This window comes from Mesorhizobium sp. B2-6-2, from assembly GCF_006440615.1.
Lineage (GTDB): Bacteria > Pseudomonadota > Alphaproteobacteria > Rhizobiales > Rhizobiaceae > Mesorhizobium.
Window position 1 is genome coordinate 190,986 of sequence record NZ_VFUG01000007.1, and the last position, 21,795, is coordinate 212,780.

The 21,795-nt window shown below is 58.0% G+C and carries 29 protein-coding genes; 17 read left to right on the plus strand and 12 right to left on the minus strand.

Annotation, left to right across the window (positions count from 1 at the left end; all coding sequences use genetic code 11):
- Window positions 1-822 precede the first annotated feature (822 nt).
- From FJ419_RS16865 to FJ419_RS16875, 3 genes are all read left to right on the plus strand, one after another.
- Window positions 823-1,107: a PilZ domain-containing protein gene (locus tag FJ419_RS16865; RefSeq protein WP_181170725.1), complete on the plus strand. Its 285-nt coding sequence runs from the start codon at window positions 823-825 to the stop codon at window positions 1,105-1,107.
- A 175-nt stretch (window positions 1,108-1,282) separates the two neighbouring features.
- Window positions 1,283-2,923 carry a recombinase family protein gene (locus tag FJ419_RS16870; protein WP_281405824.1) on the plus strand — a complete coding sequence of 547 codons (1,641 nt, stop codon included), beginning with the start codon at window positions 1,283-1,285 and terminating at the stop codon, window positions 2,921-2,923.
- A 17-nt stretch (window positions 2,924-2,940) separates the two neighbouring features.
- Entirely contained in the window at window positions 2,941-4,161 is a 1,221-nt protein-coding gene (locus tag FJ419_RS16875) for a HipA domain-containing protein (protein ID WP_140695525.1), read from the plus strand.
- 217 nt (window positions 4,162-4,378) lie between these two features.
- Here FJ419_RS16875 and ligD read toward each other — a convergent pair whose 3' ends face one another.
- The 3 genes from ligD to FJ419_RS16890 form a co-directional block, all read right to left on the minus strand.
- Entirely contained in the window at window positions 4,379-6,148 is a 1,770-nt protein-coding gene (gene ligD / locus FJ419_RS16880; RefSeq protein WP_140695528.1) for a DNA ligase D, read from the minus strand.
- A gap of 179 nt (window positions 6,149-6,327) precedes the next feature.
- On the minus strand, window positions 6,328-6,924 hold the full coding sequence (locus tag FJ419_RS16885) for a DUF922 domain-containing protein (protein ID WP_181170726.1): 597 nt from the start codon (window positions 6,922-6,924) through the stop codon (window positions 6,328-6,330).
- A 602-nt stretch (window positions 6,925-7,526) separates the two neighbouring features.
- Window positions 7,527-7,772 carry a hypothetical protein gene (locus tag FJ419_RS16890; RefSeq protein ID WP_140695545.1) on the minus strand — a complete coding sequence of 82 codons (246 nt, stop codon included), beginning with the start codon at window positions 7,770-7,772 and terminating at the stop codon, window positions 7,527-7,529.
- A 157-nt stretch (window positions 7,773-7,929) separates the two neighbouring features.
- Here FJ419_RS16890 and FJ419_RS16895 point away from each other — a divergent pair, with 157 nt between their 5' ends.
- Window positions 7,930-8,889, plus strand: a complete 960-nt coding sequence (locus tag FJ419_RS16895) for an IS1595 family transposase (protein ID WP_140695561.1) — start codon at window positions 7,930-7,932, stop codon at window positions 8,887-8,889.
- Window positions 8,890-9,178: 289 nt separating this feature from the next.
- Here the strand turns inward: FJ419_RS16895 and FJ419_RS30795 are convergent, their stop codons facing one another.
- The gene (locus FJ419_RS30795; protein WP_181170727.1) at window positions 9,179-9,355 is read right to left on the minus strand and encodes a hypothetical protein; all 177 of its coding nucleotides are present in this window, start codon (window positions 9,353-9,355) and stop codon (window positions 9,179-9,181) included.
- Between the two features lie 456 nt (window positions 9,356-9,811).
- Between FJ419_RS30795 and FJ419_RS16900 the strand changes: the two genes are divergently transcribed.
- Both FJ419_RS16900 and FJ419_RS16905 read left to right on the plus strand, forming a co-directional pair.
- The gene (locus tag FJ419_RS16900; protein WP_140695575.1) at window positions 9,812-10,771 is read left to right on the plus strand and encodes an IS1595 family transposase; all 960 of its coding nucleotides are present in this window, start codon (window positions 9,812-9,814) and stop codon (window positions 10,769-10,771) included.
- Between the two features lie 274 nt (window positions 10,772-11,045).
- On the plus strand, window positions 11,046-11,957 hold the full coding sequence (locus FJ419_RS16905) for a hypothetical protein (RefSeq protein ID WP_181170728.1): 912 nt from the start codon (window positions 11,046-11,048) through the stop codon (window positions 11,955-11,957).
- Here the strand turns inward: FJ419_RS16905 and FJ419_RS16910 are convergent.
- Complete coding sequence (locus tag FJ419_RS16910) at window positions 11,939-12,151, minus strand: hypothetical protein (RefSeq protein ID WP_140695596.1); 213 nt, start codon at window positions 12,149-12,151, stop codon at window positions 11,939-11,941. The two genes, FJ419_RS16905 and FJ419_RS16910, sit on opposite strands and share 19 nt — an antisense overlap.
- A 172-nt stretch (window positions 12,152-12,323) precedes the next feature.
- Here FJ419_RS16910 and FJ419_RS16915 point away from each other — a divergent pair, with 172 nt between their 5' ends.
- The 5 genes from FJ419_RS16915 (at window position 12,324) to FJ419_RS16935 (ending at window position 14,608) form a co-directional block, all read left to right on the plus strand.
- Window positions 12,324-12,914 (plus strand): hypothetical protein, encoded by a 591-nt coding sequence (locus FJ419_RS16915; protein WP_140695599.1) that lies wholly within the window; start codon window positions 12,324-12,326, stop codon window positions 12,912-12,914.
- Window positions 12,915-12,927: 13 nt separating this feature from the next.
- Window positions 12,928-13,191: a hypothetical protein gene (locus tag FJ419_RS16920; RefSeq protein WP_140695602.1), complete on the plus strand. Its 264-nt coding sequence runs from the start codon at window positions 12,928-12,930 to the stop codon at window positions 13,189-13,191.
- Between the two features lie 5 nt (window positions 13,192-13,196).
- Entirely contained in the window at window positions 13,197-14,030 is an 834-nt protein-coding gene (locus FJ419_RS16925) for an SOS response-associated peptidase (protein ID WP_246679222.1), read from the plus strand.
- Between the two features lie 42 nt (window positions 14,031-14,072).
- Window positions 14,073-14,291, plus strand: a complete 219-nt coding sequence (locus tag FJ419_RS16930; RefSeq protein WP_348642817.1) for a hypothetical protein — start codon at window positions 14,073-14,075, stop codon at window positions 14,289-14,291.
- Between the two features lie 71 nt (window positions 14,292-14,362).
- Complete coding sequence (locus tag FJ419_RS16935) at window positions 14,363-14,608, plus strand: hypothetical protein (RefSeq protein ID WP_140695605.1); 246 nt, start codon at window positions 14,363-14,365, stop codon at window positions 14,606-14,608.
- Here the strand turns inward: FJ419_RS16935 and FJ419_RS16940 are convergent.
- The 3 genes from FJ419_RS16940 to FJ419_RS31575 are packed head-to-tail and all read right to left on the minus strand — an operon-like array spanning window position 14,605 to window position 15,713.
- Window positions 14,605-14,835 carry a hypothetical protein gene (locus tag FJ419_RS16940; RefSeq protein WP_140695608.1) on the minus strand — a complete coding sequence of 77 codons (231 nt, stop codon included), beginning with the start codon at window positions 14,833-14,835 and terminating at the stop codon, window positions 14,605-14,607. The two genes, FJ419_RS16935 and FJ419_RS16940, sit on opposite strands and share 4 nt — an antisense overlap.
- Window positions 14,836-15,138, minus strand: coding sequence for a hypothetical protein (locus FJ419_RS31570; protein ID WP_348642818.1), 303 nt, complete (start codon window positions 15,136-15,138; stop codon window positions 14,836-14,838). It abuts the gene before it with no gap.
- Complete coding sequence (locus FJ419_RS31575; RefSeq protein WP_348642819.1) at window positions 15,135-15,713, minus strand: hypothetical protein; 579 nt, start codon at window positions 15,711-15,713, stop codon at window positions 15,135-15,137. The genes FJ419_RS31570 and FJ419_RS31575 overlap by 4 nt, the downstream gene beginning before the upstream one ends.
- Window positions 15,714-15,840: 127 nt before the next feature.
- Here FJ419_RS31575 and FJ419_RS16950 point away from each other — a divergent pair, with 127 nt between their 5' ends.
- Genes FJ419_RS16950 through FJ419_RS16960 form a run of 3 tightly spaced genes read left to right on the plus strand, consistent with a single transcriptional unit; the run spans window position 15,841 to window position 16,440 of the window.
- Window positions 15,841-16,029, plus strand: coding sequence for a DUF3606 domain-containing protein (locus FJ419_RS16950; RefSeq protein WP_140695611.1), 189 nt, complete (start codon window positions 15,841-15,843; stop codon window positions 16,027-16,029).
- Entirely contained in the window at window positions 15,980-16,261 is a 282-nt protein-coding gene (locus FJ419_RS16955) for a hypothetical protein (protein WP_246679223.1), read from the plus strand. Before FJ419_RS16950 ends, FJ419_RS16955 begins: the two co-directional genes overlap by 50 nt.
- On the plus strand, window positions 16,258-16,440 hold the full coding sequence (locus FJ419_RS16960; RefSeq protein WP_140695614.1) for a hypothetical protein: 183 nt from the start codon (window positions 16,258-16,260) through the stop codon (window positions 16,438-16,440). Before FJ419_RS16955 ends, FJ419_RS16960 begins: the two co-directional genes overlap by 4 nt.
- On the opposite strand, the gene FJ419_RS16965 is transcribed toward FJ419_RS16960, so the two are convergent.
- A complete protein-coding gene (locus tag FJ419_RS16965) occupies window positions 16,437-16,643 on the minus strand; it encodes a KTSC domain-containing protein (protein WP_246679224.1) in 207 nt (68 codons plus the stop codon). The genes FJ419_RS16960 and FJ419_RS16965 overlap by 4 nt on opposite strands.
- A gap of 359 nt (window positions 16,644-17,002) precedes the next feature.
- Between FJ419_RS16965 and FJ419_RS16970 the strand changes: the two genes are divergently transcribed.
- The 3 genes from FJ419_RS16970 to FJ419_RS16980 all read left to right on the plus strand — a co-directional run bounded on the left by FJ419_RS16970 (window position 17,003) and on the right by FJ419_RS16980 (window position 18,956).
- Window positions 17,003-17,701 (plus strand): excalibur calcium-binding domain-containing protein, encoded by a 699-nt coding sequence (locus FJ419_RS16970; RefSeq protein WP_246679225.1) that lies wholly within the window; start codon window positions 17,003-17,005, stop codon window positions 17,699-17,701.
- 21 nt (window positions 17,702-17,722) lie between these two features.
- On the plus strand, window positions 17,723-18,058 hold the full coding sequence (locus tag FJ419_RS16975) for a hypothetical protein (protein ID WP_140695620.1): 336 nt from the start codon (window positions 17,723-17,725) through the stop codon (window positions 18,056-18,058).
- 121 nt (window positions 18,059-18,179) lie between these two features.
- Window positions 18,180-18,956: a three-Cys-motif partner protein TcmP gene (locus tag FJ419_RS16980; protein ID WP_246679226.1), complete on the plus strand. Its 777-nt coding sequence runs from the start codon at window positions 18,180-18,182 to the stop codon at window positions 18,954-18,956.
- 1 nt (window position 18,957) lies between these two features.
- Here FJ419_RS16980 and FJ419_RS16985 read toward each other — a convergent pair whose 3' ends face one another.
- The 3 genes from FJ419_RS16985 to FJ419_RS16995 all read right to left on the minus strand — a co-directional run bounded on the left by FJ419_RS16985 (window position 18,958) and on the right by FJ419_RS16995 (window position 21,468).
- On the minus strand, window positions 18,958-19,713 hold the full coding sequence (locus tag FJ419_RS16985) for a DUF5131 family protein (RefSeq protein ID WP_140695626.1): 756 nt from the start codon (window positions 19,711-19,713) through the stop codon (window positions 18,958-18,960).
- 444 nt (window positions 19,714-20,157) lie between these two features.
- Window positions 20,158-20,778 (minus strand): DUF805 domain-containing protein, encoded by a 621-nt coding sequence (locus FJ419_RS16990; RefSeq protein ID WP_181170729.1) that lies wholly within the window; start codon window positions 20,776-20,778, stop codon window positions 20,158-20,160.
- A gap of 303 nt (window positions 20,779-21,081) precedes the next feature.
- Entirely contained in the window at window positions 21,082-21,468 is a 387-nt protein-coding gene (locus tag FJ419_RS16995; protein ID WP_246679227.1) for a DUF3768 domain-containing protein, read from the minus strand.
- Between the last annotated feature and the right edge of the window lie 327 nt (window positions 21,469-21,795).

Below are 21,795 nucleotides of genomic sequence, written 5' to 3' on the forward strand. Positions count from 1 at the left end.
CGGAAACCTTGCTAAAACATTGGCGGGCGGCGCAGTGATCGCGGTGATGTGCGTGTCGGCAAATGCAGCCGGAATTGGCGTCGGTGCGTCAGTCGGTGGCAGTGGCGGCATCAACGCCGGGGCGGGTGCTTCCTTGGGCGGCTCCAACGGGGTAAGCGCCGGGCTCGGTGCTTCGGTTGGCGGGTCAAGTGGCGTCAACGCTGGAGCCGGTGCTTCTTTAGGTGGCTCAAACGGGCTGAACGCCGGGCTCGGTGCCTCGGTTGGCGGATCAAGTGGCGTCAACGCCGGAGCCGGTGCTTCTTTAGGCGGCTCCAATGGGGTGAACGCGGGCGCTGGGGCGACAGTGGGCGGTGGCAGTGGCGTGACGGCAGGGTTAGGGGCTACGGCGGGTGGGACCAGTGGGATCGGCGTCGGAGCCGGTGTTGGGGTCGGCAACGGCGTTACTGCCGGGGTCGGGGTCGGAACCAATCCGAGCGGCCTGACAGGCCCGGCCACCCCGACGAGCCCCAAGTTGGCCAGCGCTGTCTCTGGTTTGTCGGGCGCTCAGTTGGTTCGGATGAAGAAGCGTTGTGTCGATGTGCTGGGTAGTCGGGATAGCTATGATCGGGATCTGCGCCAACTCTGCCTGATGATGTCGCGCAGATAGTCCGGCTCGCAGGGCGGAAGTGTTAACAGGCAGGAGGCTCATTGTGACACTCTCCGGGCTCCAGCCGGTTGGAAAGTCCGCTGCAGCAACGCGGCGATACGCGGTGCGTTCTGCGACGAATCCGTGATACGAAGGGAGCGGCTTCGGGGTCGATCGATCTCACGGAGGAATCTGCGTTGTCGAACAAGGAACACCGTAGCGAACATCGGAACCGCGTTCTCAAGGGCGCGACGATCATCACCAGCATTACGAACTCGGAAACCACCTGCACCATCCGCAATCAACACGCGGATGGTGCAGAATTGAAAGTGCCGCTCGAAACAAGGGTCCCGGCAGAATTTCTACTCTACGTCCCGGTTGATGGGATCGCTTACCGGTGCATCACGCGATGGCGGAAGAACGACACGATCGGTGTTCAATTTACCGGCACAGAGACCAAGCCGAAGCTTCACTATGGCTGACGGACGCCGAAAGGAATGTCAAATATCCCGTGTTGATGCACATCGTCGTATTTCCGATGTTCACTACAGTGCACATTTTAGCGTGTTTGGAGACATTTATTTGGAGTCGTAGCGTCAAGAGCGTATTGTAGTTATTTATGACCATTAGACCTGGTGCTTTTAAGGAGGCCCTGCGGTGACTGCACTCTCAACTGATCTCCGCACCCCGGCAGCGCAGTACCTTCGCATGTCAACCGAACACCAGCGGTATTCTCTGGAAAACCAGACCACTGCAATTGAGGAATATGCAGAAGCCAGAGGCTTCGCAATTGTCCAGACCTATGCCGACGCCGGTAAGAGTGGCCTTAGTTTAACAGGCAGAGACGGGCTTCAGAAACTGCTGGCCGATGTCGTGACAGGCGAGCGGAGCTATTCTGCGATCCTCGTATTGGACGTCAGCAGGTGGGGACGCTTTCAGGACGCCGATCAATCCGCTCACTATGAGTTTCTCTGTCGATCCTCGGGTGTGCGGGTGGTGTACTGCGGCGAACCCTTTGAGAACGACGGCAGCATGATTTCAACCATCGTCAAAAATCTCAAACGCGTGATGGCAAGCGAATACAGTCGTGAGCTTTCGGCAAAAGTTTCCAGAGCGAAAATACAACAGGCCCAACTTGGATTCCATCAGGGTGGGTCAATACCCTATGGAGTGAGGCGGATGCTGGTTAGCGCTGAGGGGCAGCCGCGATTTTTGCTCGGGCCAGGAGAAGCGAAGGGCCTGAACACCGACCGAGTAGTTTTTGCGCCGGGTCCACCTGACGAGTTGAGAGCGGTGCGCCGGATCTTTCAAATGTTTGTCGATCAAAAGCGGAGCATGACGGGCATCGCGCGGACATTAAACGACCAGAGGGTGGCTTCATCTGATCCGTTCCGATGGACTGAGAGGCGGGTCGGAACCGTCCTTCGAAGCGAGTTAATGATAGGTTTTTACGTGTACAACAGAACAAATCAGAAACTCAGGGGGCCGCGCAAGCGAAATAGCGCAAGTCAGTTGATTAGAACGCAAGTAATGGAACCGATTGTAGACCCTAAGCGATTTGCGAAAGCGCAGCGTGAAATGGGATACCACCGACAACACTTATATCCGAGAGAGGACATGTTAAGGCGGTTGAGGCTACTTCTGCAGGAAATGGGCAAGCTCAGTCAGAGGATCATCAACAGTTGTCCGTATACGCCCTCTGTCGGAGCGTATCGAGCTCGCTTCGGAAGCCTAACCACCGCATATGCAGCACTTGGGTACAAGGGTCGGCCCACACCCAACCGATGGCGACAATACACCGATGAAGAGCTACTCGCTGGTGTTCGCAAAGTACATGCAAAGTTCGGATATATCACCATCGCCCTAATAAAGGCAGACCGCGAGTTACCCGGACCGGGGGTTTTTGTCGAGCGGTTTGGATCGTTCATCGAGACATATAGGTTGGCGGGTCTTCCAACAACCAAGGAGGCAACGGTTCAGGCGGCGGCGCGACGGGGTAGGCAAAAGCGGAGTGAACGATTTTCTGACGGTGCGCTCCTCGAAGGTATCCGAAGGCTGTATGCTACCTTCGGTTATATCACAGGCGCTTTAGTAGACACGGACCCAGAACTTCCCAGGTCCATCGCTTACAGGCTACGATTCGGCTCCCTAACCAAAGCGTATGCGCTGGCAGGCGTTTCGGTTGGTGAATCGGAAGCAACGCGTCGAGAGAAGAAGAGGGCGCGGGGCCGGTTGCAAGACGCGTTGCGGTATGATCCCTCGAAGCCTCGGAGCAGAGGAGCCGGAAAACCAAGCTAAATCCGTACAGTCCGACAATGATCCACGGTTCGCAATCGCCGAAGTCGATACATTCTCTCGACGTTCTTCTGGATGATCGCAGGATTGGCACCATCCTTCGTAGTCCCGTCTACGCCTTTTCGTTCGAACAGGATTATCATGACAGAGGTGGCTCTCCGACTTTGAGCCTTTCCTTTCACTCACCGGCTGGCGAATTGCGGAAGGCACCCAAACCGCTTGCGGGCATCCTGCCGGCGTTCTTCGCGAATCTCTTGCCAGAGGGCAACCTTCGCGAGGCTATGGAAAGACACCACCGAGATAGCGTCCGACGAGGCAACGATTTTGATCTTCTAGCAGCTCTTGGCGCTGATCTGTCGGGTGCCGTGCAGGTTTTTCCGAGTGATCGACCGAGCTTAAACGAAAGGCCAAAGGTTCGCTTTTCGTTGGCTGGTGTCCAGATGAAGCTATCGATCACAAAGAGCAACAAAGGCGCGTTCACCCTGCCGATGGAGGAGCAGCAAGGGGATTACATCGCAAAGTTTCCCCCTGCAGCGTTTCCCAGTGTTTCCGAGAATGAATTCGCAAACCTTGCTCTCGCGGCAGCGATAGGAATGGAGGTTCCTGAGCGGGAGTTGGTCGATAGGTTGGATTTCGAGTGGCTTCCCAAGGAATTCGCAGCGCTCTCAAAGGGCAAGGTTCTTCTTGTCAGGCGCTTCGACCGGAGCGCTGACGGTAAGCGGATTCACATTGAGGATTTCGCCCAAGTTTTCGGCGTCCAGCCTTCGCGCAAATATGAGGGCGTCTACCATGCTATCGCGGCCATTCTCCACGAAGCTGTTGGACCCGGCGCCGCTCTCGAATTTGTCCGGCGTCTGACCCTAGCTGCTGTTACCGGCAACGGCGATATGCACCTGAAGAATTGGTCGCTAGTCTATAAGGGAGATGGCACCAGCCCAACGCTCGCTCCCACATATGACTTGCTCTCCACCGTGCCTTATATCCCTACAGATTCGGTAGCACTATCATTTGCAGGAGAGCGCTCGTTCAGAGCGATGACGGCCTCACGGTGGAAATCGTTTGCCCGCCGGGCGCGGCTGCCCGAGCAGGCGGTCATGAATGCTGTGGTTGAGACCGTTTCCCTAGTCAATGAACGGTGGTGGCAACTGCCAGAGCGCAAAGTGGTGCCCGCAGAAATCCTGACGTCCATCGACGCGCACATCAAGGCTATGACTCCTATCCTCAACACCTGCGCCTTTTGACGAGGACGGCAGCTCTCCCCCAGCGGTAATTGCGATCACGGGGGGACAGCTAGAAATTGGGCCAAGCGGAATCGGTTGGATCGGCGGCGTGATGCAGTGAGGTAAAGTGGGAAAGCGGGCGCAGAAACCGAGTCATGTCGGAAAGCAGAAGGTGAGAGGCTCGGAATGGAAAAATGACGCGCATCTAGCCTCGTGACGAGGGTGGCGCCATCTTCTTCTATGCAGCCTTCCTAAAATTGGGTCTGAACGGGTGAGCAAGCGTGAAAGCCTCCGGCCGCACACCTGCTTCAACCTGCTTCCATGTCACTGGATGGGCGATTGGGAAGCCAAGGCGGGCTCGGGGAGAGAACGCGCCTACGGCAGTGTTTCCTCGGCCGTTACGCAGGTAATCAAGGAAGATCCGGCCTGCCCGCGCTGCCGGGTCAGCTGAAAGAAGGTACCGCTCGGGGTCGGCATCCACGAGACACTGAGCGATTGATCTGGCCATTTTTCGGGAGCTGTCATGAGTCATATTCGGCGGTAGCGGGGCGGTGAGATGGATGCCCTTGCCGCCGGTGACCTTGGGCCAGCCTTCCAAGCCAGCGGCTTCAAAAATGTCGCGCAGCGACAGCGCGGCCTCGATCACCGCCCCCCATGCCACGCCTTCCCCCGGATCAAGGTCAAGTACGAGCTGATCGGCGTGTTCGATGTCGTCAATGATAGCGTTCCACGGATGAAGCTCGACGGCGTCCATTTCGACCAATCCAAGTAAGCCGTCGAGGTCATCTACCCAAACCCGGACGCCTTCGCCGCCTTCGCGCTTTTGGACTTTCAGCTGGTGCACCGTCGGCGGGATCGGGGGCAGCGGCCCTTTGTGGTAGAACGTGGCCCCGTAGGCGTGGCGGACGAGCTTCAGTGGTCGTCGGCTTAAATGAACGAGCGCCCGGTCGGCCACCCGCCGCCAGTATCCTATCAGTTCTTCCTTGGATGGCGCGACCGCATTAGGCAGCAGCTGAAGAATGTTCTCTCGCGGGACGCCATGCTTGCCTTCCGCCCGGCCCTTAGAAGGGGCCGCAGGCTTGGCTGGAATTGGCTGAAGGTCCTCGCGCAACCCCTTGAACACCGCCTCGCGCAAGATGCCGCGGTCCGTCACCCCGCTGAATTGCACCTCGGCCAGCACCTCTGGTTTGACCCACGTCGCCTTGGGCTTCTTGATGGGTTCCGACAAGGGCGACTTGTCGATGATCAGCGGGTCCAGCCGCTCCCGAACCCGTCGCGCTGCTTCCAGCGTGTAGCCGCTTTGTGCCTTCCCGGCATAAAGCAGCGTGTCGCCGTCTCGCCTGCCAATGTAAAGCGATGCGATGCGGCGCGGCTGAGCACCGAGCTTCTCAACGAACGCGACAATCGGGAACGTATCGCTCTTAATGCATTTGATCTTGAGCCAGCTTGTTTGAACTCCGGAACGGTACGGAGAGTCGGCCCGCTTCGACACAATGCCCTCCAGGCCCATTCGACAGGCATGATCAAACACGTCCTTGCCGGTTAGCTCCAGATGCTCGGCATAGGTCAGTCTCGGAGCGGTTTCCTTCAGCAAGCGCTGCAGAGCGGCCTTGCGCTCAATAAGGGGCTGTTGTCGCAGATCGCGGCCATCGAGGTGCAAAAGGTCGAATGCAAAGTACATGAGCTTAGGCGAGTTTGGCTTTCCCAACTCCCGCTCGAGGGCTTGAAAATCCGGCAAACCGGTATTGCCGAGGACGACCACCTCGCCATCTAGGATTGCGGACTTGATCGGCAGGTTCGCCGCCGTCTGGATTATGCGCTTGTACCGGTGAGACCAGTCATAGCCCCTGCGAGTGAATGCTCGTGCCTGCCCGCGCTCGACTACGATCTCGGTCCGATAGCCATCGTACTTGATCTCGTGCAGCCAGTCGGAATCGTCGGGAGCTCTCTCGACCAACGTCGGCGATTGGAACTCGATGAAGGCGAGTTGGCCCTTCGGCTTACGCATGAACTCGTGACTCCTGATCCGGGATTCAAACCGGCTTGAGCCAATCGGTTCCAGCAAATTATGCGAAGGAAAGGCAAGGTGCTCGTGCCCATCTCGTCGGACAATCTGAACGCGTTAGAGTATCTCAAATTCAATGCTCCTGCGGCGCTGACGAGAACTGCCGCTGGCTTGGCAGCTGTTCATGGCTGCTTATAGAAGCGCTCCGCGGCCTTGCTCATGGCACCGCCGGGTCCATTTAGCTGGTTGCCGTATAGTTCGGATCGCTGGTGGAAATTCTCTTGGATAGCATCCAGGCGCTTTTTGACGAGGCTCTTCAGCTTACGGCACGTTGGATCCCCGTTCATCGACACGTTCGCAGTCGCTGCTTCCATCTCGTAAGCAGCTTGAACTGCCCACGACCAAGCTTTGTCTCGACTCGATTTGACAGCGGCATCCAACCCATTCCAGCGCCTTCGCAGTTCCGGAGAAATATTACCGATTAGGCGAGGATGAGTTGCCACCTGAGTCAAAGTGTAGTGGGCAGACGGTACAAAGCAGGTTGCCGGGCGCCGGACTGCGAAGACAACCTCGCGCCTGAACGTTGTCGCCATATTCCGATCCCGAAAAGAAAAATGGCTGCCTATCTCTTCGGGAGTGGTGGCCTCTATTGCATGGGGCGTGTCCCTGCGGATCAGCGAAACCTTAGCCTCGGCGCTCGACGCGATGATACAGGGCAGCGTGAAAGCTGCGAATACAAAAGATGCAGTCCGGCGCACCGTCGTCCCCCTGACAGTCATTCTTTGCTCTATGACATCAAAGGAATCTAGACCGTACCTATTAAAACTCCTGCCTGTGAATTGCCGCATCACAGCCGTAAGCGTGACGAGCAGAAGGACTAACCGAATGAAATGGCAGGCCATACCCTCCGTTGCATTGCTTATGTTCGGCCTAGTTGGATGCGGCGCTGTGGACGGCGTACAATCGTTCGAGATGCGCCGAGACGCGGACGGTGCGCGAGCTTCCTGCGGGCTGACAACTGCCGCTGCATCTTAAGCAACGGCAATATCGACCCTGACGTAGCCCGATGCGTAAATGCACGTAAGCATCTTGGGTTTGTGGTCGAGAGCGCTTTACCTCCCGCTCTGATCAACAAGAAGATTGACACGTCTAGCGATAGCTCGTCCGCAGAGTGTCCAATCTACAAAAAGTGGGACGCGGGCCTGACGCCGACCCCCTTCGTGTTTATCAGATAGTTTGCCACGGTTCGGCTTATGCCGCCGAATGCGACCTGCGAAGCAGATCCCACCTCCGACCAAGCCGATGGATCTAAGGAATGCGCAGCGGCTGCTGCGTGCGCGCGTCAATCAAGCACTGGATGGACTGGCGAAGTGAACGAGAATCACTCGTCACGCCTGATCACTCGCTTCTTCCAACGGATCTGCGCCTGGCGCCGGAAGCGGATCGGGTGGACCTGCTCGCCGGTTGGACGGAATAGCTGTGCGCTCATCCACCCCCGGCTCTTGCACTGCTGGCAGCGCGCCTTGTCCCTCACCTCATCGATCGTGACGTTGCCGATCACCTCCCGTAGCTCGAGCGGCTTGTAGTAGTGCGTGATGTTGCAGCGGGCGCAGTGGATCCCCGCCACCTGCCCTGCGTCGTGGGCATGCGTCAGGGTCCAGCGGGCGCCTCTCGGCCATTTTTGGGGTTGTTCCGGCATACCATGAAATGAGGAACATATTCCTAATTATATACTTGACGTACTAGAGCGAATTTGCGATAACAAACCCAAGGGAGTTACCGCAATGTTCGATCTGACCAACGAAATTTACCACGACGCCGACAAGGCACGCGAACATCTGGAGGCTATCCATTGGCCGCATGGCCCATTCTGCCCTCATTGCGGCAACGCCAATCCCGAGCGCATCACCAAGCTTGCCGGCAAGTCCACTCGCCCCGGCGTCTACAAGTGCAACGAATGCCGCCTGCCGTTCTCTGTGACCGTTGGCACTGTCTTTGAGCGCTCCAAGATCGGCCTGCACAAGTGGGTGCTGGCTTCGCATCTCTACGCCTCCTCCAAGAAGGGCATGAGCGCGCACCAACTCCACCGTATGCTTGGCGTCACCTACAAGACCGCTTGGTTCATGGCGCATCGCATCCGTGAAGCGATGGCGGAAGACGTTAAGTCATCCGGGCCGCTTGGGGGCGCCGGCAAGATCGTTGAAGCCGACGAAACCTATTTCGGGCCGAAAGACACGATCAAGAAGCGCACCATTCGCGGCAAGCCTGCCAATTCGTCAAAGCGTTCTATCGTGGCGTTGGTCGAGCGCGGCGGCAAAGCCCGTATGTTCCATGTCGAGCGCGCCACGAAGGAGTCCGTGCGCGATGTGCTGGTCCGCAATGCCGACCGCAAGTCGACGCTCATGACCGACGAGTCCAACTTCTACCCGATCACCGGTCTGGAGTTCGCGGATCACGCCACGGTCAAGCACACTGGCGGCGAATACGTTCGCTACGAAGCCGGCCGCGTCGTTCACACCAACACGATTGAGAACGTGTTTTCGGTCTTCAAGCGCGGCATGGTCGGCGTTTATCAGCACTGCGGCGAAGCCCATCTGCACCGCTACCTTGCAGAGTTCGATTTCCGCTACAATCGCCGTGCCGCTCTTGGTGTTTCCGACCGAGAGCGCGCCGCCGATCTGCTTCGCATGGCTCGCGACAAGCGCCTGACCTATCGGCGGATTGGTGAAGCCGATCACGCCTAAGCAGAAGGCGCGAAGACTTATTGTGCTTCGCAAGCGCTCTAAGGACTAATCTTCCCTTGCGTGATACGGTGGAGGGAATCGGACTGCAATCCGATTCCCTCAGTCCACGCCGTTTTCGCGGGCCATCGTGGACTTGAACAAAGCAGCGACGTGACGTCGCCGCATTCCCGGCTAGTGGCGGCCTTAGTAGAAGGACGCCATTCCCATGGCTAAATTTACGTATCGACGGACTAAAATAGGCCGCAATGGAAGCAGCAGCGACATCGCTTTTGACATCGACCTAGGACTATTAATTCGCCTTCTTGCGATCTTGCTTTCGCTCTTGACGTAGCTTCTTCGGGCGCGGCGCTGGCGTCGGTGCCGCGCCCTCGCTACCGTGGCTATGAGGTTTTGGCGGCGTCTTCAACATGCGCCGCAAAACTTCGTCGCCGCGCTTCGGATCAATTTCCACAGGTTTGTCGGCCATCGCGCGATATTCACCGTTCGAGTCTTGTTCCGGTGTCCGGTCGGTTGGCACTATTGGCGGTTGGCGCGACGGGGCCGGTGATTCGGGACTTGCACTCCCAAGACCACCGGCCGCCATTTGGCCCGCTAGCTGGCGCTACCCGCTATGGGTGCCTTCAGAGACCGTCGTCGGGTCTCTGTCGTAGTGTGGGGGCGGCTTGGTGCTGGTCCGGATTTGCCATCCCTGGGTCCAGTGGGGTTCGATTCCCACCGCCTCCACCGATTCAATGTAACCAAAATGGTTTCATGATGAAAGGCGCGTGCGCCTTTTTCTTCTGTCTTTCCTTGCCGGCCTGCCACGATCTGGCTTGCATTTTCGATCCCGGTACGTTAAGTATATATTTAGGAACATATTCCTAATTATATACTGGACATAGCGGCAGCCTTGGCCGATAAAAGGTCAAGAGGGGGACAAGCTATGACGAATCTTACCGATCCGATCTTCAACGACAACGACAAGGCGCGCGAGCATCTTCAGGCGATCCGTTGGGCCGATGGCGTCTATTGCCCGCATTGCGGCAATTCCGATCAGGCTTCGCTGCATCTGTTGAAGGGCAAGTCTCACCGTCCCGGCCTGTACCAGTGCAACGCTTGCCGTGAGCATTTCACCGTCACCGTTGGCACCGTTATGGAGCGGTCGAAAATCCCGTTGTGCAAATGGGTTCTCGGTTTCCATCTCTATGCCGCCAGCAAGAAAGGTCTTTCGGCGCATCAGCTGCACCGCATGATCGGCGTTACCTATAAGACCGCCTGGTTTATGGCGCACCGCATCCGCGAAGCCATGAAGGAAGACGTGAAGTCGTCCGGCCCGCTCGGCGGCGAAGGCAAGATCGTTGAAGCGGACGAAACCTATTTCGGGCCGAAGGACAGGGTTGTGAAGCGCACCATTCGCGGCAAGCCGTCCAATTCGTCCAAGCGTTCCATCGTGGCGCTGGTAGAGCGCGGCGGCAAGGTTCGTTCCTTCCATGTCGAGCGCGCCACGACTGCATCTGTCCGCGACGTGCTGGTCCGCAACGCCGACCGCAAATCGACGCTCATGACCGACGAGTCCAACTTCTATCCAATCACCGGACAGGAGTTCGCTGATCACGCGACCGTCAAGCACACTGGCGGCGAATACGCTCGCTACGAAGCCGACCGCGTGGTCCACACCAATACGGTTGAGAACGTGTTTTCAGTCTTCAAGCGCGGCATGGTTGGCGTCTATCAGCATTGCGGCGAGGCCCATTTGCACCGCTACCTTGCCGAGTTCGATTTCCGCTACAATCGCCGCACGGCGCTTGGCGTCACCGACCGTGAGCGTTCGGATGATTTGATCCGTGGCACCACTGGCAAACGCCTGACCTATCAACAGACTGACGATGCCGCTAACGCCTAAGCAGAAAGCGGCTGCCTTTATTCGTTGGCGAAAACGTCACCGACGATCGGAAGATTGACTCTTCTTGTCCTTTGGCTTCCCCTTCGTCTCGTGCTTTGACGGAGGGGTTTTCAATGCGCGTCGCAAGGCGTCATCGCGCCTTTTGGCGATATCACGGTCCAGTTCTGGGGCTTTGTTTTCCTGCTCTTTGGGCAAAAGCGTGATCCTTTTGTCAGACCCGAGGTCTAGGAACAATAAGCGATACTACCGTATCCGGTTCAACCAAACTGACGGCTTGAAAAACTGGCAGGTCGGTTCTGTCTGGTGGCAGCGCCGCCCCGACATTCCGCGTGTTCCGCTGCCGGATTTTCCAATCCCTCTATACCATGAAACGATCGTTGCGGCTAAGGCGCGCCAATCCTTAGGTTCTGCCAGCAGTTGTGTCTACTGTGGGGCCACACGGTTCAATGCACACCGCGTTGACCTATCCGAAGAACACGTTATTTCGGAGGCATTCGGCGCGGCGTTGGTGCTGGATAAGGCGAGTTGCGAATCTTGCAATGCCGCGACGTCCGGTATCGAGTCGAAGATCGTTGCTGGCATGCTCGATCCAAGTCGGAAGCATCTGGACATAAGAGGTAAGAACCCGACCATACGGAAAAACCGCTTCAAGCTTATGGCCCACGATGCAGGCTCAGATTATGAACTTCTAATTCCATCAGAATTGCATCCGACCGTGTTGTTTCTTCCTCTGCTTCTTCCCCCCGGCAAAATGTGGAGGAACGATCCTTTGCCGTTTGAAGGTATGGAGGGCTTCTGGGCCATGAACGTCAATGCTCACCCAGGTACGTTGTCGAAGGCTGAATTTCGTTCCTTTTCGACACCTGTGATCGACACGGTTACGTTCTGCCAGTTTCTAGCCAAAATAGCTCATGGCTTCGCCGTGTCGAAGCTTGGCGATACGTTCATCCCATACCATCGTGAGTTCATCAGAAGGAAATTTGCCAAAGACGAGACAGACCAGCGCCGATATCATCTAATTGGGGGATCGATCACGGATGAGGAGCCGACAAGTAACCTACACGAATTGGCTCTTTCCTCGGGGACGATAGACGACGTCACCCACTACCTTGTCCGCATTCGTTTGTTCGCCAAACTTGGTGCGCCGGTTTACCTAGTGCTGGTTGGTCAACGGCTATTCGGATGAAGAGCAGCTTCGACCCAGCTACGGCATTTCAGCAATTCCCTCACGCATCCGCGTCGGAATTCCTGCTCAAACGGCGCCAGCTTTTCCCAAGTTAGATTTTCTTCTTCTGGGTCAAAACGCTCCATCGTCATGTGAAGATGACGCGCCAGAAGCTCAATCGCTTCATCCTTCGATATCGTCGTTTCGTCGGTCATAGGAACTTTCCTAAGTTCCGTGACGTGCCGGCCTGTCGCTCGAATCAGTAGCAGCAGAAAACAGCTATGTCACGTATATAATTAGGAACATATTCCTGCCCGGTCAAGAGGCTCTTGACTCCAGTGTTCTCATTTTGTTCACTGATGCCCTGACAGCCACAGGAGGCCGGTCATGGACATTATGATGGACGCCAGGGGAGCCACCCCTGAAGAAAAACAGCGCGGTCTCGCCGCAGCACGGGCGGTGATCGAGCAATCTGGCTTGACGGCCGAGGAAGCGGCGGAAAGCTCATTCGCAGTTGAAGGCTGGGATGAGATGGGTTTCCCGCCGGATCAAGAGCCATCGGAAGACGAGTACGCCGCCGCTGAGATTTGGTGGGCGGCCAGCAATGCCGCAATCAAGGCGTGTTGCGAAGGATGGCCGGACGAGAAGCGCATGCAGGTCAGTGGCCTGCAGTTGCTGCATGATCCGGATGTGCAGCTCGCCGACCGCACCACTGCACTACGCCGGATGCGCGCCATCATCCAGGCCGAAGACGGCAAGCATGAATATCACGACGACAGGGTCTTCTTACTTGCTCTTGGCGCTACTGCGGAGGTTCCGGATAGTTCGAAAGCGCAGGAACTCGTCAGCGCTGTAACGGTTGCCTATACGTCTCTGTCGCTCGCAGGGTTCCACCCAGATGAGCCTATCGAGCCAAAGCGCCAGGCAGTGCTCGACGCGATCGACGCCCTTGAGGCGGGATCAGCGCCGCTCAACTGAGAAAGGCCATCGGATGTCCACGCACGTCCTTCCGGAGCAGAGAAAGCCGAAGCTGATTGTTGTGGTCGCATTCGACCGCGGCGACAATGGCGAGCTGTTTCCTATGTACGGCCCGGCCGATCAGCAAAGCGAAGAGCGGGCGATCCGAACCGCCAAAGCACTGGCTGACAAACACGTTGGTGTCATTGCTTGGAGCCGGGATGCCGATCCGGCGCTTGGGGACTACGGCCCGCCAAACACTTTGTTTGTGAGCGGTGATGTGCCCGACATGGAATGATAGACATGTGTGGGCGCTACACCAGATATCTGCCATGGTCGGAAATCCATCGGCTCTATCGGCTGACCGCGCCGGCCGATGTCGGGCGCAACGATGCGCCGCGCTACAACATCGCGCCGACTGATGAGGTGCCTTTCATCACCTCCGCAGATGACGGCAACCATAAGGTTCGCTCGGGCCGCTGGTGGCTGGTGCCGTTCTGGGCGAAGGAAATGCCCAAGGCGCCGATGTTCAATGCGCGTATCGAGACGGTCGACACCACCCCCGCCTTTCGAGATGCGTTCAAATCGAAACGTTGTCTGGTCCCTGCCGATGGCTTTTACGAATGGACCATCAGCCCTGCCGATCGCGGCAAGGACCCCTGGCACATCTTCATGCCAGGCCATGCCCCGTTCTCCTTCGCGGGGCTTTGGGCCTACAACAACGCGCTGGATATCACGAGCTGCACGATCATCACGGAGCCGGCCGGCGAGCCAATGCGCCAGCTTCATGACAGACAGCCGCAGATCCTCGATCCAGCCTACTACGACGCCTGGCTGAATGCGGAGACGCCGGCTAGCGACCTTAAGGATGTGTTGTCCCACGACATTGACGGGCAGCTTCAATTCAACCGCGTTGGACGCGAGGTGAATTCAGCAGCGATTAACAAGCAGCCCAACGACCATTCCGGCCTTGTGGGACCATCAATCCGCTATGAGCGACGAAATCAGACTTCCACGCCCCGAATACGCTACGCCGGCTGGCGTCCAGCACCACGTCTGCGAGCACGATGGCTGCAGCAAGGACGCCGGTTGGGGCTTCGCCAAGCCGAAGCAGGCGCCGCACTGGTTCTGCTTTGAGCATAGGGCTGAAGGCGAGCACTTCCTGTAGGAACTTGACCGATGTCCCGTCATCAATTCGTGCACGAACTGGAAAGCACCGCCGACCATATCGCGGACGCTTCTCGGGCTGATTTGCAGGTGCTGTTGCGGCGGGCCGCGCTGCTGCTCAGAAATGTCGGCGGGATCAGCCTTGATCCGCGTACCGATGACGTGTTGACCGACCTGGCAGCCGAGATGGGAACGGCCAAGCCGGATCTAGTGGAAACGATCGTCGGCTAATGGCTCGTCGCCAACGCTTATCTGCCGGTGCCGCGACAGTTGGACGAAGAGAGCACAGTGGACGGCAACGGATGATCAGCGGACCGAGGCGCGAAGGCGACTACCCCGACCGAGAGGTCGACTGCCAGGAAGCAATGGAGCCCGGCTTTCAGGCAATTGTGGACTGCATGCTTGAAGCAGGATGGGCGCGCGGCGAAGTGATGCGCGCCCTGCGGCGCCTGATTGCTGCCGACAACATGACGCAGAAGGAAAACGCCAAGGTGGAAGCAGACCTTGCCATCGCCCGGGCGATGCTCCGGGCGGGAAAGGCGCTTTAGTTGTCGCCCGTCGCGAGCGCGCTTTCGTCGAGCTCTGTTTCGAGCCGATCGCTCACCGGCTTCGCCTCGGTGCCAATCGGCACGCCGTCGAAGCCCTGCAACCATGCTTCGGCATGCTCGGCCCAATAGTCCGGCACGGCACGTTCCTTGCCGTCCTTCCGCGCTTGCTGGCCATACATCCAGGCGTAGGTGACGCGCTCCTGGTGGTCTTTCTTGGCGACTGCCATCTATTGTCTCCAGGCTCGTTTCAGCGAAGCGTGACGCAGCTTCTCCTCGCCCTTCAGGGTTTCGACCTCGCCGACAAGGCCAGGCTTCAGCCACTGCGCTTTTTCCTTCTTCAATTCCTTTGGAGGCGGCGCGCCGGTCAGGCCCTGGACTTGATCCCATAGTTTCTGCCGCTGGTCGAGCTTGAAGTTGACCATGGCCGCGCCGACATAGCGACCATTGTCCGCCATTAGCACGCGCACGGCCTGGCCGGGGTCGCGCTGAACGCCGAGGATCTCCAGTGTCTTTGTCTGGAAGCATTTCACCTTATGCCAGTTATGGTTGGTCCGCTGCGATAGCGACTCCCTTTCCGCTTGGAAACCATTCCCTCCACACCGGCCATGTCGACCAGGTGGAGCACCGCGTCGCCAGTGCCCGGCATGGCTTCGCTGAACTGGATGCGATTGTCGGCGGGGATCAGGCCTTGCAGGATATCGCGCCTCCGCTCCACGGGCTCGTCGCGAACGTCCTCGCCGTTCAGATAGATAAGATCGAAAGCGACCAGATAGATATCCCTGGCCCTGCCCGTGCCGATAGTTTTCTGAAGCGCGTTGAAGTCGGCGAGGCCGGCGGCATTGATCTTGATGGTCTCGCCTTCAAGCATGAAGTTGTTAGCTACGATCGCGGTTGCCTCGGCCGCCAGCTCCGCAAAAACGCCGGTCCAGTCATAGCCCCTTTTGGTGAAAAGCCGAATGCCGCCGCCGTCCTTGATGATCTGCGTTCGATAGCCGTCCTGCTTGACCTCATGAATCCACTCGTCGCCCTTGGGAGCATTCCGGAACAGCCTGGGCACCATGGGCGGAATGAAGGATAACCGATCCCCGCCGGCAGGCTTACGCATTGGAACTCCACGCATTTACTCGAATTCGATTCAATAGCGCAGGGTCGCTTCAGTTCCATTAGCTATGGCTAATGGGAACATTCCTTCGCCGCCGCTGTTCACAAGTGACAGGCCAGGAGATGCAACAATGGCAGACGACAAGACCAAACGGGACTTCCGCGACCGCGATCGAGTTTCAGCCGACGAGGATTACGAAGTGCGTCACTTCGCCAACAACGTTGGCCTGACGGTGCAACAGGTACGAGAGCTGATTAAGCAGCATGGCAATGACCGAAAGACGCTTGAAAGTGAAGCCCACAAGCTCCGGGGCAACTGACGCCGAATCGGAGAGCTCCGAAGACCTTCTCGCACTGCCGTGGGTTTCGACATCCGCAGAGGACTGCGACGAAGCGCTCAGCCTGATCAGGATGATTATCGAGATGACCTGTCCAGCCGGCGTATTGCCAAGCCGGGAAATGGTGAACGGCATCTATGGGCCGGCGCCGATCGATGAAGCCGAGGCGCTTGCCAAGGCAATCATCACCACAGTCGAGAAGCGGTCGGGATGACCAAGCTTTCCGACCTGGGGCGCCGCTTTGAGTTCACGGCGCATGACCAGCCGGGCGCACCTGTCACACCGGATGTGTATCGGTGCGAGACCTGCGGACAGCTCGTCGACCGGGGAGACCTGCGACAGGTCTTGTGGCACGAACAACCGCAGCATGAGCCGCTTCAACTGGACAGCTAATTGGAAACGCGGCGATAGCGGAAGTGATTGCGAATGTGGTCGTTGAAAAAGCGGCCTTTGACAAAAGCGGACCGGAATGCCGCATAAGTCTCCGGGGGCACTTCCTCGAAGTCATAGCGCTTGCCGCTGGCAACGAACCAGATTGAGAGAACTCTGCTCACCGGATCGTATTCGGTTTTCCTTATCGAGGTGGACGGCATCATATCGAACGGTCCGCGCCAGCATTTGTTTCAGGGCTGGCGACATGTCTCAATTCGGGACCAGAATGCTGGCATCGGCCTTGCACCGAACAGGTTATCGGTACCTCTCCCGGGCCGGTAGCTCGCCGGGCTTCGAGGTTGTGGGTGGGGGGCCTCGCCCTGCGAGCTCGCGCGTCCGTGATCTGGACACAAAGACGGGGTGGGCGCATTCTTGCGGTGGGGAGAGGGGCTTGGACAGGTCTCGTCACGAGAATCGATCTGATCAGTGGCGCAAGCGCGCCGGCGTAAAGCGTTCCCGGGCGCTGTCTTGGGCAAGTGTTCCGCGGCGCCTCATCTTCGTAACCGTGGCCGCAGCCGGCGCTTTGGCCGCGCTCACCGCGATGCGGCATAGCGACAGCTTACGCGAGGTCAATCTGCAGAACCTTGTCGGCACCAAGCCGGCGCCGATCACCGGCGTCGCATCGGTCATCGACGGCGACACGATCGAAGTTCACGGCCAGCGGATCCGCTTCAACGGCATCGACGCGCCGGAGAGCCGCCAATACTGCGACGACGCCAAGGGCTTCGAATATCCGTGCGGCCGGCGATCGGCAGAAGCGGTGGATAGCTTCCTGGCGGCTTCGCGGCCGGTGCGGTGCACGTTCGTCGAATGGGATCGCTATCACCGCTTTGTCGGCGACTGCCGGCGCGCCGACGGCGCCAGCGTGGCGGCGTGGATGGTCGAGCACGGCCAGGCGCTGGACTGGCACCGCTACAGTCACGGCGCCTACGCTCCGCAACAAGCGAAGGCAGAGGCGGCAAAGGTCTGTCTATGGGTCGGCAAGTTCGAAGCCCCTTGGGACTGGCGCGCGTCGCACGCCGACGGCGCGGCGCCGGCGAAACAGCCACTCGGCATCATCAGCCGCAAGCTGGTCGCGCAGAGCGGCTATTCATGCGAGCCGCGGCGGACGTGCAAGCAGATCAGCTCATGCGACGAAGCCCAATGGTATCTGCAGAATTGTTCGTGGGGCGGGCGACTGGATCGGGATGGCGACGGCGTGGCGTGCGAGACGCTTTGCTAACGGGCGAATGGGGGCAGCCGAGTGGACAACGGTGGCGGTGGTCTTTTCATAGTGGTCTTGGTCGTGGGCGGTTGGTTCGCGTTCGGCGATCCTCCGCGGACAGTCGCCGGCTGGTGGTGGCCGGAATCGTCAGCCCCTTGGGAGACTGTCGATGCGTTTTTCTATCCCGACCGCAACAACCTCTACCTCGTGCAGGAGCAAGATGGATTGAAAAGCCTTCAGGCATGTCGAGAATGGGTGAGCGCGGCGGCGTATGCGAACAACGATCCGACGATGAGCCGATCGGACTACGAGTGTGGGCTGGGAACGTCGAAGCCGTACGGAACGCTGAAGGTCTACCGAAACACGGTTCGATGATGATGGACATAGTGCCCGGCCGTCGGCGTGGCGCCGCCGGACGTCGGGCCTGGATTAGCAGGAGGTTGACATCGGCAAGCTGATTCAAGGTGACGATGGCCTGCCGGCCGAAGAGGTTGGCGTGTGGGTGAAGGAAAAGCACGACGTTCTCTGCAAGTACGTGCAAATCTCCTCCGCCACCCGAAAAAAGTACCTTCCGCCGAAGAACCGTGGGGGAGCCGCATACATTGATCTGTTTTGCGGCACAGGGCGTGGACAGATTGAAGGAACGAAAGAATGGATCGACGGAGGTGCCGTGGCGGCATGGAAACGTTCCGTGGAGTGCAATACACCCTTCACTCGCGTCATTGTTGGCGACGCAAATCGCGACAGACTCGAGGCTTGTGAGGAGCGTCTGCGAAGACTAGACGCGCCGGTCGTGGCAACGTGCGGCCTCGCAAAGGACACCGCGTTTTGGGCACGGCAAAGGACGCCTCCGCACGGCTTGAACTTTGCATTCCTCGATCCGTTCAGCCTGGAGGCTTTGGACTATGAAGCGATCAAATCGCTCGCTCAGATCAAGCGCATCGACATGTTGGTGCACGTTAGTACTATGGACTTGCAGAGGAATCTCAAACTGAATTTGACGGCTGAGGACTCTGCATTCGACTCCTTCGCGCCTGGTTGGCGGGACGTTTTGGAAATCCGCTCAAAGGCAAGAACCAGGGAGGACTTGCTCACATACTGGCGCGAACTCGTGAGCAAGACCGGCATATGGACATCTGAAGATGTCCGGCTAATTAAAGGTAGCCGCGGGCAAAGATTGTATTGGTTACTCCTGGCTGCGGGGCATGACCTGGCGCATCGTTTCTGGAAGTCGGTTGCGCCAAAAGACGGGCAGGCGTCGCTGAACCTCTAGTCTAGATATTCGCAGCGGCGGGCATTTCGTCGTAGATCCGGCCGTTGAGCATGCGCCCGTTGGCTTTCTTGTTGCGGCCGCCCCATTGTTTGAAGAAGAATGCCGTGCCGCTGCGCCGGCACATGCTCTCGATTTCGTCGACCCAGTGCGGATCCATGTAGCGAGCACCCGGCCCACTTTCGCCACCGACAATTGCCCAATGAATATCCGACAGGTCGGCGCCAGCCACCGAGCCAATCAGCGGCTCCAACGAAACGAAGCGTATCGCCGCCGGCACTTTCCGGAGATCGTCAAGGCGACCCAGCACGCGGCGATCCTCAACACTCGTTCCGAGCCAAACATTCGACAGGACGGGAAAGTCGCCGCGGGTGAGGACTTCAGCCATGATTTCTGGGCGCTTTGTGAGGATTTGATAGGTGTGCCGCGGCGTCTCTTCCATGACGGTCCAGACTTTCCGAATGAAACCCGCCGGCACGTCAACGTGGAAGAGGTCCGACATAGAGTTGACAAAAACTCGGCGAGGCTTCGACCATGTTGCTGGTATCTCGAGCGACTTCGGATCGGTAACGACCTTGCCGGTCCATTTCGCCCTGCCTCCGGTTTTTCGTGTCAGGCCCCGGTACTTGCCCATCCCCATGGCCTCGAGGCGCGCGGCCATACGCATCGCATAGCAGTTCGTGCAACCTGCTGTTAGAATCGTGCAGCCAGCGACCGGGTTCCAAGTCGCGTCAGTCCATTCGATCGATGTCTCGGCCATTGAGCGATTCTCCCATAGGAGGATGGTTAATCAATGGTCCTGAAGACTTCGTTATGCGTGTTGTGTGGGATGCCAAGTGAACGAGAATCACTCGTCACGCTTGATCACCCGCTTCTCCCAACGATTGCGCCTGGCGCCGGAAGCGGATCGTGTGGACCTGCTCGCCGGTAGGATGGAATAGCTGTGCGCTCATCCACTCCCGGCTCTTGCACTGCTGGCAACTGACTCTCCCCCCTCACATCGTCGATCGTGACATTGCCGATCACTTCGCGGAGTTCGAGTGGCTTGTAGCTTGTAGTAGCTCTTCTGCGCATGTAACGAAGGGGGCGATAATGGACTTCAGCGGCCTGTGCGAATACCCTTCATCTCCGTCGCAGCCGCCCAGACTCAGCCAGAACCGCTCACCCTCCGCCTTGGCCGGTGCCGGCGCGAGCGTCTTCGGCTCTAGACTGGGTTGGCGCCCATCAGGCGACGCTTCATTTCTTCGAATTCGTCGTCGGTTATAGCGCCCTTGTTTCGCAGCTCGGCTAACCGCTCCAACTTTTCGATCGGCGGTTCGGCAGTCTTGGAATCTCCAGGCCTCGCATGAGCCTGGAGCGGCTGCCTAGGCCGCGCCATAGCGTTTGGATTTTGGCGCGCCCCTGACGAATATGGTATAGGGGGAGATCCATATTCGTTCCGCTCTTTCTCAGAAGCCATCAATGCGAAGATCAGTGCGATCAGCGGTACGATGCAAGGTATGACGACCCACGTGCTGTATCCCGCATCGTGCAGACGCCGCACAAGTGCGGAAAAATAAGGAATGATGTGAAAGAGAACCGCTAGATTAAGAAAAATATCCGTGCTTAGCATGGAATCGAGTGCGAGGGAGACTATGACAATTATGTTTACAGCACCGTAAAAATACCAAAACCCCCTTCTGCTAAGGCGACCCGAGAACGTGGCATAATTTCGAACCGCGCTCTTATAGTGAAAGACAATCTCTTCAATATCTCTAATTTTATTGTGGAACATAATTTCTGCCACAGGTTCATCCCTCTCCTTGCGACGAACAAGCAAGACCATCCACCGCCCTGGTGCCGGGCGGTTGGCCGCGTGGACCGCGGGGCTGAGATATGCCAAGAGCCGCCCCATCGATCGTCTTGGGGAGGAGCCTCAGCCGCCCGTCGCCCTGCCAATAATGTGAAGTCGCCATCGCCCAACTCTCTGGTAAATATGGGACTGTCAGTCCGTCTATTGTCAACCCGTTTGTACTGCCTTTTTGCGCATTCATCGCGAACAGATCCTTCTCCCGCAATTGCTGGACGGTCGCTTCGATAGGTCCGTCGTGCGTCAACCCACGTTTAATTTGGAGGCAGTGAGGGCGAGTCAGTACTCGTCGGCTCGCATGATCGTCATCACCCGTGAGGTGACGTTTCGGTCGGATGGGTCGGAGGAATGGTAACGGCGGCTTAGGTCGTAGTAGTCGATCTTCCAGACGATCTTGATCCCGCTAACTGCCATGACCGCGCAGTCGTGCTCTCCATAGGGATCGTTCTCGGGAGTGAACCCATCAAACGCGGTGATAGCCGAGATGATGTCCCTGATAGTCGACGGACCGAGGGCCGCTATGCCTGCGGTGATAACAATGGTCCCACCAAGACGCCGGATCCTGAGGTCGTCATTCAGCTGCCTGGTCTTGAGGACGGCCTCGTCGAGCGCCCGATTGATATCATTGGCTTCCCCAAAGAGCATGACCGGTTTGTGGTTCGTCATTGGTCTTTCTCCTTTTCTTGGACACGAGTGGTCCGATCTGGCTGACCGATTGCCGGTCAGTTCCGCGTTCAAGTTTCCTGTTTGAAGTCGTTGGCCGATGTCAGACGCAGTCACTCAGCCGCGGGCTTGCCCGCCGGGAGAAATTGGGAACGTCATTACGCGCGAGCTCCCGCGGGTGTTCCCCCTCCGGTCAGGATCAGGATACAGGAAAATATTCCTATTTTCAAGCCACCAACGGACCGAAACAGAACAAAATCGCCAATCGTCGGACCTGGGTCGAAATCCGGTGGTTCAGGGATGTTGCTTGATCCCGCCCATCGTGATTCC